This window comes from Pseudomonas sp. NPDC089918, assembly GCF_050280605.1.
GTDB lineage: Bacteria > Pseudomonadota > Gammaproteobacteria > Pseudomonadales > Pseudomonadaceae > Aquipseudomonas.
On the sequence record NZ_JBNNVP010000024.1, the window covers coordinates 1 to 13,428 of the forward strand.

General features: G+C 60.5%; 14 protein-coding genes. 4 read left to right on the forward strand and 10 right to left on the reverse strand.

The genetic code is table 11. From position 1 onward, the window contains the following. The 4 genes from ACQKPC_RS17640 to ACQKPC_RS17655 form a co-directional block, all read right to left on the reverse strand. Positions 1-954 (reverse strand): class I SAM-dependent methyltransferase (locus tag ACQKPC_RS17640; RefSeq protein ID WP_427625716.1); only part of this gene is annotated, 954 nt, incomplete at its 3' end. A gap of 293 nt (positions 955-1,247) precedes the next feature. Beyond that, positions 1,248-1,865 (reverse strand): TPM domain-containing protein, encoded by a 618-nt coding sequence (locus ACQKPC_RS17645; RefSeq protein WP_007903764.1) that lies wholly within the window; start codon positions 1,863-1,865, stop codon positions 1,248-1,250. A 43-nt stretch (positions 1,866-1,908) separates the two neighbouring features. Beyond that, a complete protein-coding gene (locus ACQKPC_RS17650; protein ID WP_427625717.1) occupies positions 1,909-2,658 on the reverse strand; it encodes a TPM domain-containing protein in 750 nt (249 codons plus the stop codon). A gap of 43 nt (positions 2,659-2,701) precedes the next feature. After that, positions 2,702-3,313: a LemA family protein gene (locus ACQKPC_RS17655; protein ID WP_427625718.1), complete on the reverse strand. Its 612-nt coding sequence runs from the start codon at positions 3,311-3,313 to the stop codon at positions 2,702-2,704. Between the two features lie 239 nt (positions 3,314-3,552). On the opposite strand from ACQKPC_RS17655, the gene bglX reads away from it, so the two are divergent. After that, positions 3,553-5,844, forward strand: coding sequence for a beta-glucosidase BglX (gene bglX / locus ACQKPC_RS17660; protein ID WP_427625719.1), 2,292 nt, complete (start codon positions 3,553-3,555; stop codon positions 5,842-5,844). A gap of 242 nt (positions 5,845-6,086) precedes the next feature. On the opposite strand, the gene ACQKPC_RS17665 is transcribed toward bglX, so the two are convergent. The 5 genes from ACQKPC_RS17665 to ACQKPC_RS17685 all read right to left on the reverse strand — a co-directional run bounded on the left by ACQKPC_RS17665 (position 6,087) and on the right by ACQKPC_RS17685 (position 10,566). Next, the gene (locus ACQKPC_RS17665; RefSeq protein WP_008010850.1) at positions 6,087-7,244 is read right to left on the reverse strand and encodes a phospholipase D-like domain-containing protein; all 1,158 of its coding nucleotides are present in this window, start codon (positions 7,242-7,244) and stop codon (positions 6,087-6,089) included. Between the two features lies 1 nt (position 7,245). After that, on the reverse strand, positions 7,246-7,836 hold the full coding sequence (locus ACQKPC_RS17670) for a YceI family protein (RefSeq protein ID WP_427625720.1): 591 nt from the start codon (positions 7,834-7,836) through the stop codon (positions 7,246-7,248). Between the two features lie 241 nt (positions 7,837-8,077). After that, the gene (locus ACQKPC_RS17675; protein ID WP_427625721.1) at positions 8,078-8,407 is read right to left on the reverse strand and encodes an amidase; all 330 of its coding nucleotides are present in this window, start codon (positions 8,405-8,407) and stop codon (positions 8,078-8,080) included. Further along, a complete protein-coding gene (locus tag ACQKPC_RS17680; RefSeq protein ID WP_427625722.1) occupies positions 8,404-9,498 on the reverse strand; it encodes a serine hydrolase domain-containing protein in 1,095 nt (364 codons plus the stop codon). Before ACQKPC_RS17680 ends, ACQKPC_RS17675 begins: the two co-directional genes overlap by 4 nt. A gap of 186 nt (positions 9,499-9,684) precedes the next feature. After that, complete coding sequence (locus ACQKPC_RS17685) at positions 9,685-10,566, reverse strand: acyl-CoA dehydrogenase (RefSeq protein WP_427625723.1); 882 nt, start codon at positions 10,564-10,566, stop codon at positions 9,685-9,687. A 154-nt stretch (positions 10,567-10,720) separates the two neighbouring features. Between ACQKPC_RS17685 and olsB the strand changes: the two genes are divergently transcribed. Beyond that, on the forward strand, positions 10,721-11,476 hold the full coding sequence (gene olsB, locus ACQKPC_RS17690) for an L-ornithine N(alpha)-acyltransferase (RefSeq protein WP_007903792.1): 756 nt from the start codon (positions 10,721-10,723) through the stop codon (positions 11,474-11,476). After that, positions 11,476-12,267, forward strand: coding sequence for a lysophospholipid acyltransferase family protein (locus ACQKPC_RS17695; RefSeq protein WP_427625724.1), 792 nt, complete (start codon positions 11,476-11,478; stop codon positions 12,265-12,267). Before olsB ends, ACQKPC_RS17695 begins: the two co-directional genes overlap by 1 nt. Positions 12,268-12,374: 107 nt before the next feature. On the opposite strand, the gene ACQKPC_RS17700 is transcribed toward ACQKPC_RS17695, so the two are convergent. Next, the gene (locus tag ACQKPC_RS17700; RefSeq protein ID WP_427625725.1) at positions 12,375-12,953 is read right to left on the reverse strand and encodes an ACP phosphodiesterase; all 579 of its coding nucleotides are present in this window, start codon (positions 12,951-12,953) and stop codon (positions 12,375-12,377) included. 154 nt (positions 12,954-13,107) lie between these two features. Here ACQKPC_RS17700 and ACQKPC_RS17705 point away from each other — a divergent pair, with 154 nt between their 5' ends. Beyond that, positions 13,108-13,428: an ArsR/SmtB family transcription factor gene (locus tag ACQKPC_RS17705; protein WP_007903797.1), complete on the forward strand. Its 321-nt coding sequence runs from the start codon at positions 13,108-13,110 to the stop codon at positions 13,426-13,428.

Here is a 13,428-nt window from a genome sequence, read left to right on the forward strand (position 1 = left end):
GTATTGCAACATCGGCTTGAGCAGCGCCGGGCTCTGGATCTGCAGGCGGATCTGTTTGTGGCAGCACGGCGAGCACATGATGATCGAAGCGCCGGAACGAATGCCGGTGTGAATCGCATAGTCGGTGGCGATGTCGCAGGCATGCAACGCGATCATCACGTCCAGCTCGCTCGGCGCGACGCTGCGCACGTCACCGCATTTGAACACCAGCCCCGGATGCTCCAGCTTCGCGGCGGCGGTGTTGCACAGGCTGACCATGTCTTCGCGCAGCTCGACGCCGGTCACCTCGCCCTCGGCCTTCAGGGTGTTGCGCAAGTAGTCGTGGATCGCGAACGTCAGGTAGCCCTTGCCCGAGCCGAAATCCGCCACCCGCACGGGTTTGTCCAGCGCCAGTGGCGACGAAGTCAGCGCATGGCTGAAGACTTCGATGAACTTGTTGATCTGCTTCCACTTGCGCGACATCGCCGGGATCAGCTCATGTTGCGCGTTGGTCACGCCGAGGTCTTTGAGGAACGGCCGGCTCAGGTCGAGGAAACGGTTCTTCTCGCGGTTGTGCTCGGCGGACGGCACTTCGCGCAATTGCTGAGGTTTGCTCTTGAACAGCGAAGATTTACCCTTTTTGCTGTATTCGAGCTGGGCTTCGTCGGTCAATGACAGTAAATGCGCATTTTTGAACGATGCGGGCAACAGCGCGGCAATGGTCGCCAAGCCTTCCGTAATCGGCAGGTTCTTGGTGATGTCGCGGGTTTTGTAGCGGTAGACGAAGGACAGGCACGGCTGATCCTTGACCGTCAGTTGCTTGATGATCAGCCGCTGCAAGTCCGCTTCGCCACCGACGTACTTGGCCAGCACCAGTTTGATGAAGGCGTTCTGATCGAGGCTGGTTTGCAGCAAGTCGATGAACTGGGCGTGATGATCCGGCGCGAGGCTGGCGGGAGTGGCGGTGACAGACATGGGAAAAAACGGCCTCGGGCGGTGCGGATCGGGGAATGGTGGGTATTTTAGGGGGGATGGCCGTTCGGGACACGCAGTTATTTGCTGAACGGCGCGAATCCTGAGGCCAGTGAGCTCTTTGTGGCGAGGGGGCTTGCCCCCGTTGGGCTGCGAAGCGGCCCCCATGTGTCTTCAGTCGCACCGAGTTCTCTGGTTTGACGACTGCTTCGCAGCCGAACGGGGGCAAGCCCCCTCGCCACAAAAGCAGGTAGGAGCTGCCGAAGGTTCGGGCCGCGTTCGGACGATCTTTTGGTTTAGCTCAACACCACCAACCGATTCGGCAACTCATTGCGCACATGGGTCACCGGCACATGCACCTTGAGCAACTCGCCGCATGCCTCGATGCAAGTCACAAACCCCTGCAAGGTTTGCCCCTGTTTCACCTGCTGCGTAAACGCCGCCACAATCGCGTCCCAGTTCTTGTTGTCCAGTCGCTTGGAAATGCCTTCATCCACCAGAATCTCCACATAGCGCTCGGCCTCGGAGACAAAAATCAGCATGCCGGTGCTACCCACGGTGTGGTGCAGGTTTTGCTCCAGGAACTGCCGGCGCGCCAGGTTCGACGCCCGCCAGTGACGGACCGAGCGCGGGATCAGGCGCGTGGTGACTTTCGGAATACGGAACACCAGGCACAACACGATGAAGCTGAGCCATTGCACCAGCAACAGGCTGTGCATGGTCAGCCAGCCCGTCAGGTAATGCACGATACCCGGCACCACCAGCGCCAGCAGGCTGGCCCAGAGCAGCGGGATATACGCGTAATCGTCGGCGCGGGCCGCAAGCACCGTCACCAGTTCGGCGTCGGTATCGCGCTCGACCCGGGCAATCGCCTCGGCGACTTTGCGTTGTTCGTGTTCAGTCAGTAATGCCATGTTTATGAATGCCTGCTCGCTATTGTTGTTTTTACCTGCAGTATCACCAGCCGCCCGACGAACCACCACCCCCGAAACTGCCCCCGCCGCCGCTGAAGCCCCCGCCGCCGCCACCGCCAAAACCTCCGCCGCCCAAGCCCCCTCCCGAGCCGCCACGGCCTCCTCCGCTTGGCAGAATACCGAACATCTGGCCGATGAAGATCGTCAGGATAAACAGCAACACCAGGAACACGAATAACCCCGGATGCCGCCCAACGAAATCACTCTCCTGATCACCGCGCGATTCATACACTGTCGACGGCTCGTCCAGCGGATTGCCGCCCAGCACCACCAGCATCGCCGCGACGCCATCGCTGATGCCTTTGCTGAAGTTGCCAGCCTTGAACGCGGGCGTGATCACCTGATGGATGATCACCGAACTCTGCGCATCGGTCAGGCGCCCTTCCAGGCCATAACCGACTTCGATCCGCAGCTTGCGCTCGTCTCGCGCAACGATCAGCAGCGCGCCGTTGTTCTTGTCCTTCTGGCCGATCCCCCAGTAGCGCCCCAATTGATAACCGAAATCCGCGATGTCGGTGCCCTGCAAGTCCGGCAACGTCACCACCACCAACTGCTCGCCGGTGGTTTTTTCGTGGGCGTTGAGCTGTTGCGTCAGTTGCTCGCGCACCGCAGGCTCGATCATCTGGGCGTTGTCCACCACCCGCCCGGTCAATTCCGGGAACTTCAACTCGGCCTGGGCCGTCAGGGCAAACACCCAGAACAGCAGCACCAGGCCCACTTTCAACACGCGCATTGGCAACCTCATCCTTGGTGACGCTTCTAGCCCGTTCCGGCGCTTACTGGAACTTCACTTCAGGCGCTTTCTCGGCACCGGGGCTGGTGGCCTCGAAGGTTTCGCGGATTGGCAGATCGCTATACATCACGGTGTGCCACAGGCGACCGGGAAAGGTGCGGATCTCGGTATTGTATTTCTGCACCGCCAGGATGAAGTCGCGACGCGCCACGGCGATGCGGTTCTCGGTGCCTTCAAGTTGCGATTGCAGCGCCAGGAAGTTCTGGTTGGCCTTGAGGTCCGGGTAGCGTTCGGACACCACCATCAACCGACTCAGGGCGCCAGTCAGCTGATTCTGCGCCTGCTCGTACTGTTTGAGTTTTTCCGGATTATCCAGCGTGCTGGCATCCACCTGAATCGAAGTCGCCTTGGCGCGGGCTTCGATCACCGCGGTCAGGGTTTCTTGCTCATGCTGGGCATACCCTTTGACGGTTTCCACCAGGTTGGGAATCAGGTCGGCGCGACGCTGGTACTGGTTCTGCACCTGGCCCCAAGCGCCCTTGGCCTGTTCGTCGAGGGTCGGGATATTGTTGATGCCGCAACCGGCCAGCAGTGTTGTCAGCAACATCAAGGCTGCAACCTGCAGGCTCGACTGATAATGGTGTCGTACATTCATCTGGTTGATGCTCCCTTGCACATTCCGTTGATGAAACAACCTGCGAACTTTGAACCCGGCTCTTGGGGCATAATCTGCGCCGCTACTGGATTGCAACGAGCCAATGGGCTAAAAGATGGGCCCAGCGCTGACACACTGCACAAGTGTGTCTGCATTTACCTGAACAACAATAGTCGCTCCCTAAATTTTGGCTGACCGGCGCGTATTCACTGCCGTTTAGGCTTTCGAGAAAACTATTCATGAAGAAGCTGTGTTTGCTGGGCCTGTTCGTCAGCCTGGCCAGTCATACCGTATTGGCCGCCACGACGCCCGCACCTATAGAGAACAAGGACGCCTTCATCAGCCACCTGATGAAGCAAATGACCCTCGATGAAAAGATCGGCCAGTTGCGCCTGATCAGCATCGGCCCGGAAATGCCGCGGGAGATGATCCGCAAGGAGATCGCTGCCGGCAATATCGGCGGCACCTTCAACTCGATCACCCGCGCCGAAAACCGTCCTATGCAGGACGCGGCCATGCGCAGCCGGTTGAAGATCCCGATGTTCTTCGCCTATGACGTGATCCACGGCCATCGCACCATTTTCCCGATTCCGCTGGCCCTGGCCTCGAGCTGGGACATGGACGCCATTGGTCGCTCCGGGCGCATCGCCGCCAAGGAAGCGGCGGCTGACAGCCTCGACATCACCTTCGCGCCGATGGTCGACATCTCCCGCGACCCACGCTGGGGTCGCACGTCCGAAGGCTTCGGCGAAGACACCTACCTGGTTTCGCGGATCGCCGGCGTAATGGTCAAAGCCTTCCAGGGCACCGGTGCGAACGCGGCCGACAGCATCATGGCCAGCGTCAAGCATTTTGCCTTGTACGGCGCGGTCGAGGGCGGTCGCGACTACAACGTCGTCGACATGAGCCCGGTCAAGATGTACCAGGACTACCTGCCACCGTACCGCGCGGCGATTGACGCCGGTGCCGGCGGGGTGATGGTTGCGCTGAACTCGATCAACGGCGTGCCGGCCACCGCCAACACCTGGTTGATGAACGACCTGCTGCGCAAGGAATGGGGCTTCAAGGGCCTGGCGGTCAGCGACCACGGGGCGATTTTCGAGCTGATCAAGCACGGCGTCGCCGCTGACGGTCGCGAAGCCGCGAAGCTGGCGATCAAGGCCGGCATCGACATGAGCATGAACGACACCCTCTATGGCAAGGAATTGCCAGGGCTGTTGAAGGCCGGTGAGATCGAACAGAAAGACATCGACAACGCCGTACGTGAAGTACTCGCCGCCAAGTACGACATGGGCCTGTTCAAAGACCCGTACCTGCGCATCGGCAAGGCCGAGGATGACCCGGCCGACACCTACGCCGAAAGCCGCCTGCACCGTGCCGAGGCCCGTGATGTGGCGCGCCGCAGCCTGGTGCTGCTGAAGAACCAGGGCGACACCCTGCCGCTGAAGAAAACCGCAAAAATCGCGCTGGTCGGTCCACTGGCCAAGGCACCGATCGACATGATGGGCAGTTGGGCCGCTGCTGGCCGTCCCGAGCAATCGGTGACTTTGTTCGACGGCATGACCAATGCGCTTGGCGCGCAGTCGACGCTGATCTACGCCCGTGGCGCGAATATCACCAGCGACAAGAAGATCCTCGATTACCTGAACTTCCTCAACTTCGATGCGCCGGAAGTGGTGGACGATCCGCGCCCGGCCAACGTGTTGATCGATGAAGCGGTGAAAGCTGCCAAGGATGCCGATGTCGTGGTTGCCGCGGTTGGCGAGTCCCGAGGCATGTCCCACGAATCGTCGAGCCGTACCGACCTGAACATTCCGGCCAACCAGCGCGAGTTGATCAGGGCTTTGAAAGCCACCGGCAAACCGCTGGTATTGGTGTTGATGAACGGCCGGCCGCTGTCGATTCTCGAAGAGAACGAGCAAGCTGACGCGATTCTGGAAACCTGGTTCAGCGGCACCGAAGGCGGCAACGCCATTGCTGACGTGCTGTTCGGCGACTACAACCCGTCGGGCAAACTGCCGATCAGTGTTCCGCGCTCGGTGGGTCAGATTCCGACCTACTACAACCACCTGAGCATTGGCCGGCCGTTCACTCCGGGCAAACCGGGCAACTACACCTCGCAGTATTTCGAAGACACCACCGGGCCGCTGTTCCCGTTCGGCTTCGGCCTGAGCTACACCCAATTCAGCCTGACCGACATGGCCCTGTCTTCAACCACACTGAACAAGACCGGCAAGCTCGACGCCAGCGTCGTAGTGAAGAACACCGGCAAGCGTGACGGCGAAACCGTGGTGCAGCTGTACATCCAGGACGTGACCGGTTCGATGATCCGCCCGGTCAAGGAGCTGAAGAACTTCCAGAAAGTACTGGTCAAGGCCGGCGAACAGAAAGTCGTGCACTTCACCATCACCGAGGATGACCTGAAGTTCTACAACGCCCAGCTCAAGTACGCCGCGGAACCGGGCAAGTTCAACGTGCAGATCGGCCTGGACTCCCAGGACGTGACGCAGCAGAGCTTTGAGTTGCTGTAATTAGTCATACGCCACAAAACCTGTGGGAGCGGGCTTGCCCGCGATGAGGCCATAACATTCAGCATCTCTATTGATCGTTCCCACGCTCTGCGTGGGAATGCCTCTAGGGACGCTCCGCGTCCAGTGACGCGGAGCGTCACGGGCTGCATTCCCACGCAGAGCGTGGGAACGATCTGATGTAAGGCCGCCATCGCGGGCAAGCCCGCTCCCACATTAGGTTTAGGGTGTTGCGAAAATTGGGCTCAACCCCGCCGATCCAGCAGATTCACCACCAGCCGATCCACCCATCCCCATACCCTTTGCTTGACCCGCCGCCACAACGGTCGGCGCTTCCATGCTTCGAGGCTGACTTCCTGGCTCAGGGCAAAATCATTCTCGAAACTCGCCGCCACCGCCCGGGTCAGCCCGGGGTCCAGGGCTTCGAGGTTGGCTTCCAGATTGAAACGCAGATTCCAGTGATCGAAGTTGCAGGAGCCGATACTCACCCAGTCATCGATCAACACCATCTTCAGGTGCAGGAAACACGGCTGGTATTCGAAGATCTTCACCCCGGCCCTGAGCAATCGCGGGTAGTAGCGATGCCCGGCGTAGCGCACCGACGGGTGATCGGTGCGTGGTCCGGTCAGCAACAAACGCACATCGACGCCACGAGCCGCCGCCCGACGCAGTGAGCGGCGGACTTTCCAGGTCGGCAGGAAATACGGCGTGGCCAGCCAGATTCGGCGCTGGCCGCTGTTCAGCGCACGAACCAGCGATTGCAGAATGTCGCGGTGTTGACGGGCATCGGCATAGGCGACCCGGCCCATGCCCTCGCCCATGGCCGGCACTCGCGGCAGACGCGGCAAACCGAAGTGCGCAGTGGGTTTCCAGGCACGCCGATGACGGTTGGCGATCCATTGGCGGTCGAACAGCAACTGCCAGTCGATGACCAAGGGACCGGTGATTTCCACCATCACTTCGTGCCATTCGCTGGTGTCTTCGCCCGGGGTCCAGAACTCATCGGTGACCCCGGTGCCGCCGACCACCGCCAGGCATTGATCCACCAGCAGCAACTTGCGGTGGTCGCGATAGAAATTGCCTACCCAACGGCGCCAACTCAGGCGGTTGTAGAAACGCAACTCGACACCGGCGGCCATCAGGCGCTGACGCAAGGTCAGGGTGAATGCCAGGCTGCCATAGTCATCGAACAGGCAGCGCACCCGCACACCGCGTTCGGCAGCCTGAACCAGTGCCTGAACCATGGCCTCGGCGCAGGCTCCCGCCTCCACCAGGTACAGTTCCAGTTCGACTTGTTCTTCGGCGCGGGCAATCGCCACCAGCATTCGCGGAAAAAACTGCGGGCCGTCGATCAGCAGTTCAAAGCGATTGCCTTCGCGCCACGGGAAAATTGCGCCGCGCATCTCAGCGCGCCGTGAAAATCAGCACCGCACCCACCGGCACCGACAGACTGATGGCCGACAAACCGGCGACCTTGCGCAGGCTTTCCAGGCCCGGGGCCAGGTCGAAGTCTTCAGCGTTGATCACCAAAGGTTCGAGAGTCACCACTTGGAAGCGCCGGTCATCAAGACGGGTCGCCAGCAGTTCGGCGTTGTATTGGTGTTGTTTGCCATGCAGGTTGACGGTCAGCGGCAAGCGCAACTCCAGTTGCGCACCGGGCGCCAAGTCGTTGATCGGCCGTAGATCGATTTGCGTGGTGATCAGCGCTTCAGGGAACGTCTGGATATCGAACAGTTCCTTGCGCATGCGTTCGTCACGCAGCGGAATGCCGCTGTTGACCGACTCCAGCTCAACCTCTACCTCGGCCAACCCTTTGGGATCGACCTTGCCGTGCAGTACCAGAAAGCGCTGCACTTCGGAGATGTTGGCATTTTTAGTGCTGATGAACGACAGCCGCGAGGACTCGCCATCCAGGTACCAATTGGCCTGGGCCGACACGGTGACACCGGCCAGCAGCAGGGAGGCGAGGGTTTTAGAGAAGGACCGCTTGAACATAGAAACTCGGGGGCAGATAAACTTGCACGAACCTTAACTGGCCTGAGGCAGGTTGCAAACTCTAATGCCCCGGATCTTGAATCAAAGACATTCCCCTGTGGCGAGGGGGCTTGCCCCCGTTCGGTTGCGCAGCAGCCGCAAAACCTGTGTATGTGGACTGATTTTGGGAGTGCTTCGCCCTCCAACGGGGGCAAGCCCCCTCGCCACAAAAGCTCCCTCGCCACAAAAAAACTGACCGCTGTCAGGGCTGCAACCGACAGCCCTGCCGTTCACCAACCCAAACAGCGCTGTTGCTGCGCCCCATACCACCAACCGTCACGCGCTTGTTCGCGGCGTCATCGACGAACCCGCTGGTGGGCAAATACTGCTTCACATAGCCCTGGCAATACTCGGCCGGATTGTTCATCACATAACGGCACGAGCAGTATTCCTTGGCGGTGTAGGCGCTGATGATGTCCGGGAAAGCCCATAGCGCCACCCGCTCCTGCCAGCCCCAGCCAAGCAAGGCGATCAGCAGCACCAGCAACAGCGTGCTGAACGGCCGACGGCGAATAAAGCTGCGGCGGCTCATGGCTGCACCTGCATGGCAAATGCCTTGAGCGCGAGTCTGAGCAATTCGTTGTGCCGATAACTCCCATCGCGATCATCGCCGTAGCGCACGATCACCAGGTTTTCGCTGGGAATCACGTACATCGCCTGACCCCAATGGCCCAGCGCGGCGAAGGTGTCGACAGGGGCGTCGGGCCAGGGTTGTGTCGCGCCATCCACTGCGCGATTGAGCCACCAATGCCCGCCGGGCACGGCTTCATCCTGGTTGGCCTGATAGCGGGCGAAAGGCTCACGACTGAAGTCGACCCAATCCTTGGGCAGCAATTGCCGCTCACGCCAACGACCGTCGCGCGCCATCAACAGGCCGACCCGCGCCAGGTCCCTGGCAGTGAGATAGGCGTAGGACGATGCGACAAACGTGCCCGTGGCATCCGCTTCCCACACCGCACTGCGAATCCCCAAGGGTTCGAACAGCGCAGTCCATGGATAATCCGGATAACGGGCCGGGCCGACGATGGTTTTCAGCGCGGCGGACAGCAGGTTGCTGTCGCCACTGGAGTAGCGGAATGCCTGACCGGGTTTGGCGTATTCGTCGTGGTCGGCAGTGAACGCGGCCATGTCGCGGTGTCCACGGGTGTAGAGCATGGCCACCACCGAGGACTTCAACGGTGCGTATTCATAATCTTCCTGCCAGTCCAGTCCCGAGGCCCAGTGCAGCAGGTCGGCCATGGTCATGGCGGGGTGTTTTTCCAGCGGTGGATAGAACTTCTGCACCGGATCCTGGAGTTTGAACAGCCCTTCGCCATAGGCCACCCCGAGCACCGCGGCCATGAGGCTTTTGCTGATCGACCAGGTCAGGTGCGGCGTTTGCGCAGTGGTCGGGCCGGCGTAGCGTTCGTAGATCAGTTGGCCGTCGCGGATCACCAGCAAGGCATCGGTGCGAATGCCTTGGTGAGTGGCATCGTCGCGGGGTGGGAATGCGTAGTTCTCTAAAGCTTGAAGTGTCGGGCCAGTGACCTTCGGGCCGGGCGACCATTGCTCGGCCGGCCAGTTTTCGGCCTGGGCCGTGAGGCTGAGCAGCAACATGAAAATCAGGGACAAGCCTTTGAACATGAGGGGCGCTCGGAGGGATTAACCTGCAGAGCCTAGTCGAGCTAGATGACAGTTTTGGAATTTGCGTCGTCCCAGAGATCGCCTTCGCGAGCAAGCCCGCTCCCACATGATCTGCGTCGTACACAATATTTTGCACATCAGAGATCCTTGTGGGAGCGGGCTTGCTCGCGAAGGGTCCCTTCAGCCTTACAACAATCCCGCCAACGCCTTGGCCAACCGCTTGCCCCGCGCCCCTGCCGCCAAATCCATCACGGTCTGATCGCGCTGCCACATCGCCGCCCATTGTGGCGGGCCATCGGCCAGGGCCTGATTCACTTCAGCCTTGAGCCCGTCGAACTGCGCAAACAACCCGCCCAGCAACACATGCCCGGCCGGATTGTTCGGCGCCTGGCGGCTGACTTCCGCGCACCCGGCCAGCAGCGCCAGCAAGCGCAGTTGCAAGGTTTGCGGCCAGTCGCTGTCTTGGCCAACGCCAAACAGCCACGCAATCATGGCGCTCAGCACATAGATGTCTTCCAGGGTGCGGAACGGTTTGACGTAAGCATCCCAGCCATCCCCCGCCAGCAATTCACATAGCGCGTTGTCGAGAAACAACCGGCCGTGGCCTATGTCCGGCATCAGTGGCATGGGCGCGAGCTTTTCCAGACGCACACCCGGTTCGCCGGGGTAAACCACCGCAAGGTTCAAGCGCGGCACTTCGCCGGGCTCTTCACTGCGAGCAGCGACCAATAGCCAGTCGGCGGCATCGCCGGCGGTGACGAAATCCTTGCGCCCGTTCAGGCGCAGATCGCGCAGCCGGGTCTGCATGTCCGCCACCCGCAAACTGCGCTGTTCGGTCGCGCACAACGCGCCGAGGCTCAGCGGCGCGCTCGGCCAGAGCATGCGCAATGCCGCCTGATAACCCACCAGAAACGCCAGCCCCGGCGTCGCCATCAGCCGTCCGCCGGCCACCGCCAATTCGAACGGCGACACCGCACCCAACTGTTGCAACAAGGTGGCAAAGCCTTCACCCAGGTCAGGGTCGGCGGGCAGGCGATCGCGGCGTTTCAACAGGGATTGCCAGGGCATAAGAGGCTCCTCAAAGGCTGTCATATAAGCATCACCAAAGCTTCATGGCGATGACACCGGGGCTACATAGCCTGACTTTGCACAACACGGCTGCATAAAGAAAGTCGATCGGCTGCAACCCAAGACGGGTGGCCAGCCCGCACGGAGACTCACAATGACTCAGATCGCCCGCATCAGCGACACCGGCAATGAACGCCGCCTGCAAGCCGAACGCCTGGTGGGCGCCGAGGCGTTGCAGGAAGCCCAGGCCTTGCGCTTCAACGTGTTCAGCGGCGAATTCAACGCCAAGCTGAAAGGCGCGGAGCTGGGTCTGGACATGGATGACTATGATGTTCACTGCGCCCACATCGGCGTGCGTGACTTGAACACCGGGCGCCTGGTGGCGACCACCCGTTTGCTCGACCACACAGCGGCCAGCAGCCTGGGCAAGTTCTACAGCGAAGAAGAATTCAGCCTGCATGGCCTGGTCCATCTGAAAGGCCCGATCCTGGAAATCGGTCGCACCTGCGTCGACCCGGCCTACCGCAACGGCGGCACTATCGCTGTGCTCTGGGGTGAACTGGCCGAAGTGCTGAACCAGGGCGGCTACAGCTATTTGATGGGTTGCGCGAGCATTCCAATGCAGGACGGTGGCATCCAGGCCCACGCGATCATGCAGCGACTGCGCGAACGCTACCTGTGCACCGAACACCTGCGAGCCGAGCCGAAGAAGCCATTGCCGACGCTCGATATTCCGTCCAACGTCATCGCCGAAATGCCGCCGCTGCTCAAGGCCTACATGCGCCTGGGCGCGAAAATCTGCGGCGAGCCGTGCTGGGACGAAGACTTCCAGGTGGCCGACGTGTTCATCCTGCTCAAGCGCGACGAGCTTTGCCCGCGCTACGCCAAGCACTTCAAGGCGGCTGTGTAATGAGCCGCTTGCGGGTGTACGCGCGAATTGCGCGAGTGCTTTTGGTGGTGACGCTGGGCTTGAGCATGGCCAGTGTGTTCGGGTTGTTCGAGCGACTGGGGATTGCCCATTCGATGGTCCGTCGCCAGCGCTGGTCGCGGTTTTTCATGGCGCGGCTGAGCAATGCCTTGCCCTTTCGCGTCACCGTCCATGGTGAATTACCAAAGGCGCCAATGCTCTGGGTCAGCAATCATGTGTCCTGGACTGACATTCCGTTGCTGGGCATGCTCACGCCGCTGTCGTTCCTGTCCAAGGCCGAAGTGCGCACCTGGCCAGTGGCGGGCTGGTTGGCGGCCAAGGCCGGCAGCCTGTTCATTCGCCGTGGTTCAGGCGACAGTCAGTTGATCCGCAAACAAATGACCCGCCATCTGGAGCAGGAACATCCGCTGTTGATGTTCCCCGAAGGCACCACCACCGATGGCCGCTCGCTGCGTACGTTTCATGGTCGTTTGCTGTCCGCGGCGATCGATTCCGAAGTGGCGTTGCAACCGGTGGCGATTCGTTATCTGCGCGATGGCGAGCTCGATACCCTGGCACCGTTCGTTGGCGATGATGATTTGCTCTCGCACCTGATGCGCTTGTTCGCCAATGATCGGGGTGAGGTGGAAATTCATCTGCTCAAACCGATCGAATGCCAGGACCGGGAACGTGCGGCGCTGGCGTTCGAAGCGCAGCAGGCGGTGCAGAGGGCGTTGTTCGGGGCGATTCCGGAAATGCAGCAAGCCCCCATGCGACCCGCAATCGCGGCTTGAACACATATCCCCTGTGGGAGCGAGCCTGCTCGCGATAGCGAATTAACATTCAATGATGGTGCTGAATGTCACACCGCTATCGCGAGCAGGCTCGCTCCCACATTGCTTTATGTCGCCGGATAGTTTTGGACGAAATGCTGAAGCTGCGGATAGAACAACCGGAAATCCTCGCTCAACGGTTCATACAACCGCCGCAATTCCTGCATCGCCCCCGCCAACTCCTCCGGCCGGGTCAACCTGCGCGAAATCCCCCGTAATACCTGCTCAAGCACTTCGAATTCCTGATATGAACCCAGCCAATCATTGGCCACCATGTGCGGTGCAATCCGCGCCAGGCGCTCCGGCAGCTGCGGTTCGGCGGACAGCACCCGATAAACGTGCGCGGTGAACTGCTCAAGCGGTTGATCTGCGTAAAGCGTCCAGTCCCGCGCCAGGCAGTGGTCGAAAAACACATCGAGCACGATCCCGGCGTAACGCCGGCGCGTGAGGGAAAACCGCGACAAGGCGATGTCCACCAGCGGATGGCGGTCGGTAAACACGTCGATGCTGCGATGCAACTGGATGGCCGCTTCGATCTCCGGATCGAACTGCCCTTGCAGCCTTCCTTTGACGAAATCGCCATACAGACTGCCGAGCATTTGACCGGGACGCTGGCCACCGAGGTGCAGATGTGCGAGATAGTTCATGCGCGCAGCTTAACACTGCGCTATCCATATCGTTATAACCCGATATACCGATTCACGCGGTCATCAGACCAAAATCATATTGGTATATCGCGAAGTACCGATTTAAAGTTCGCCTCATCGCGATATAGCGTTTTACTCATCACGAGCCCAAACCATGACCATCGACCTCGACGAAATAATAAAAGCGCTGGCACACCCAGTACGCCGAGACATCCTCATCTGGCTGAAAGACCCCAAGGTCCAGTTCCCGGAACAGCTCCACAACCACGAGTACGGCATTTGCGCCGGACAGATCGATCAACGCTGCGGCCTGTCGCAGTCGACCGTGTCCGCCCATTTGGCGACCTTGCAACGGGCAGGACTGATCAGCAGCCAGAAAGCCGGTCAATGGCACTTCTTCAAACGCAACGAGGACGTGATTCAGGCGTTCCTCGACGCCATCGACAAGGAGCTCCGCGCTCCGACAAGGAACTGA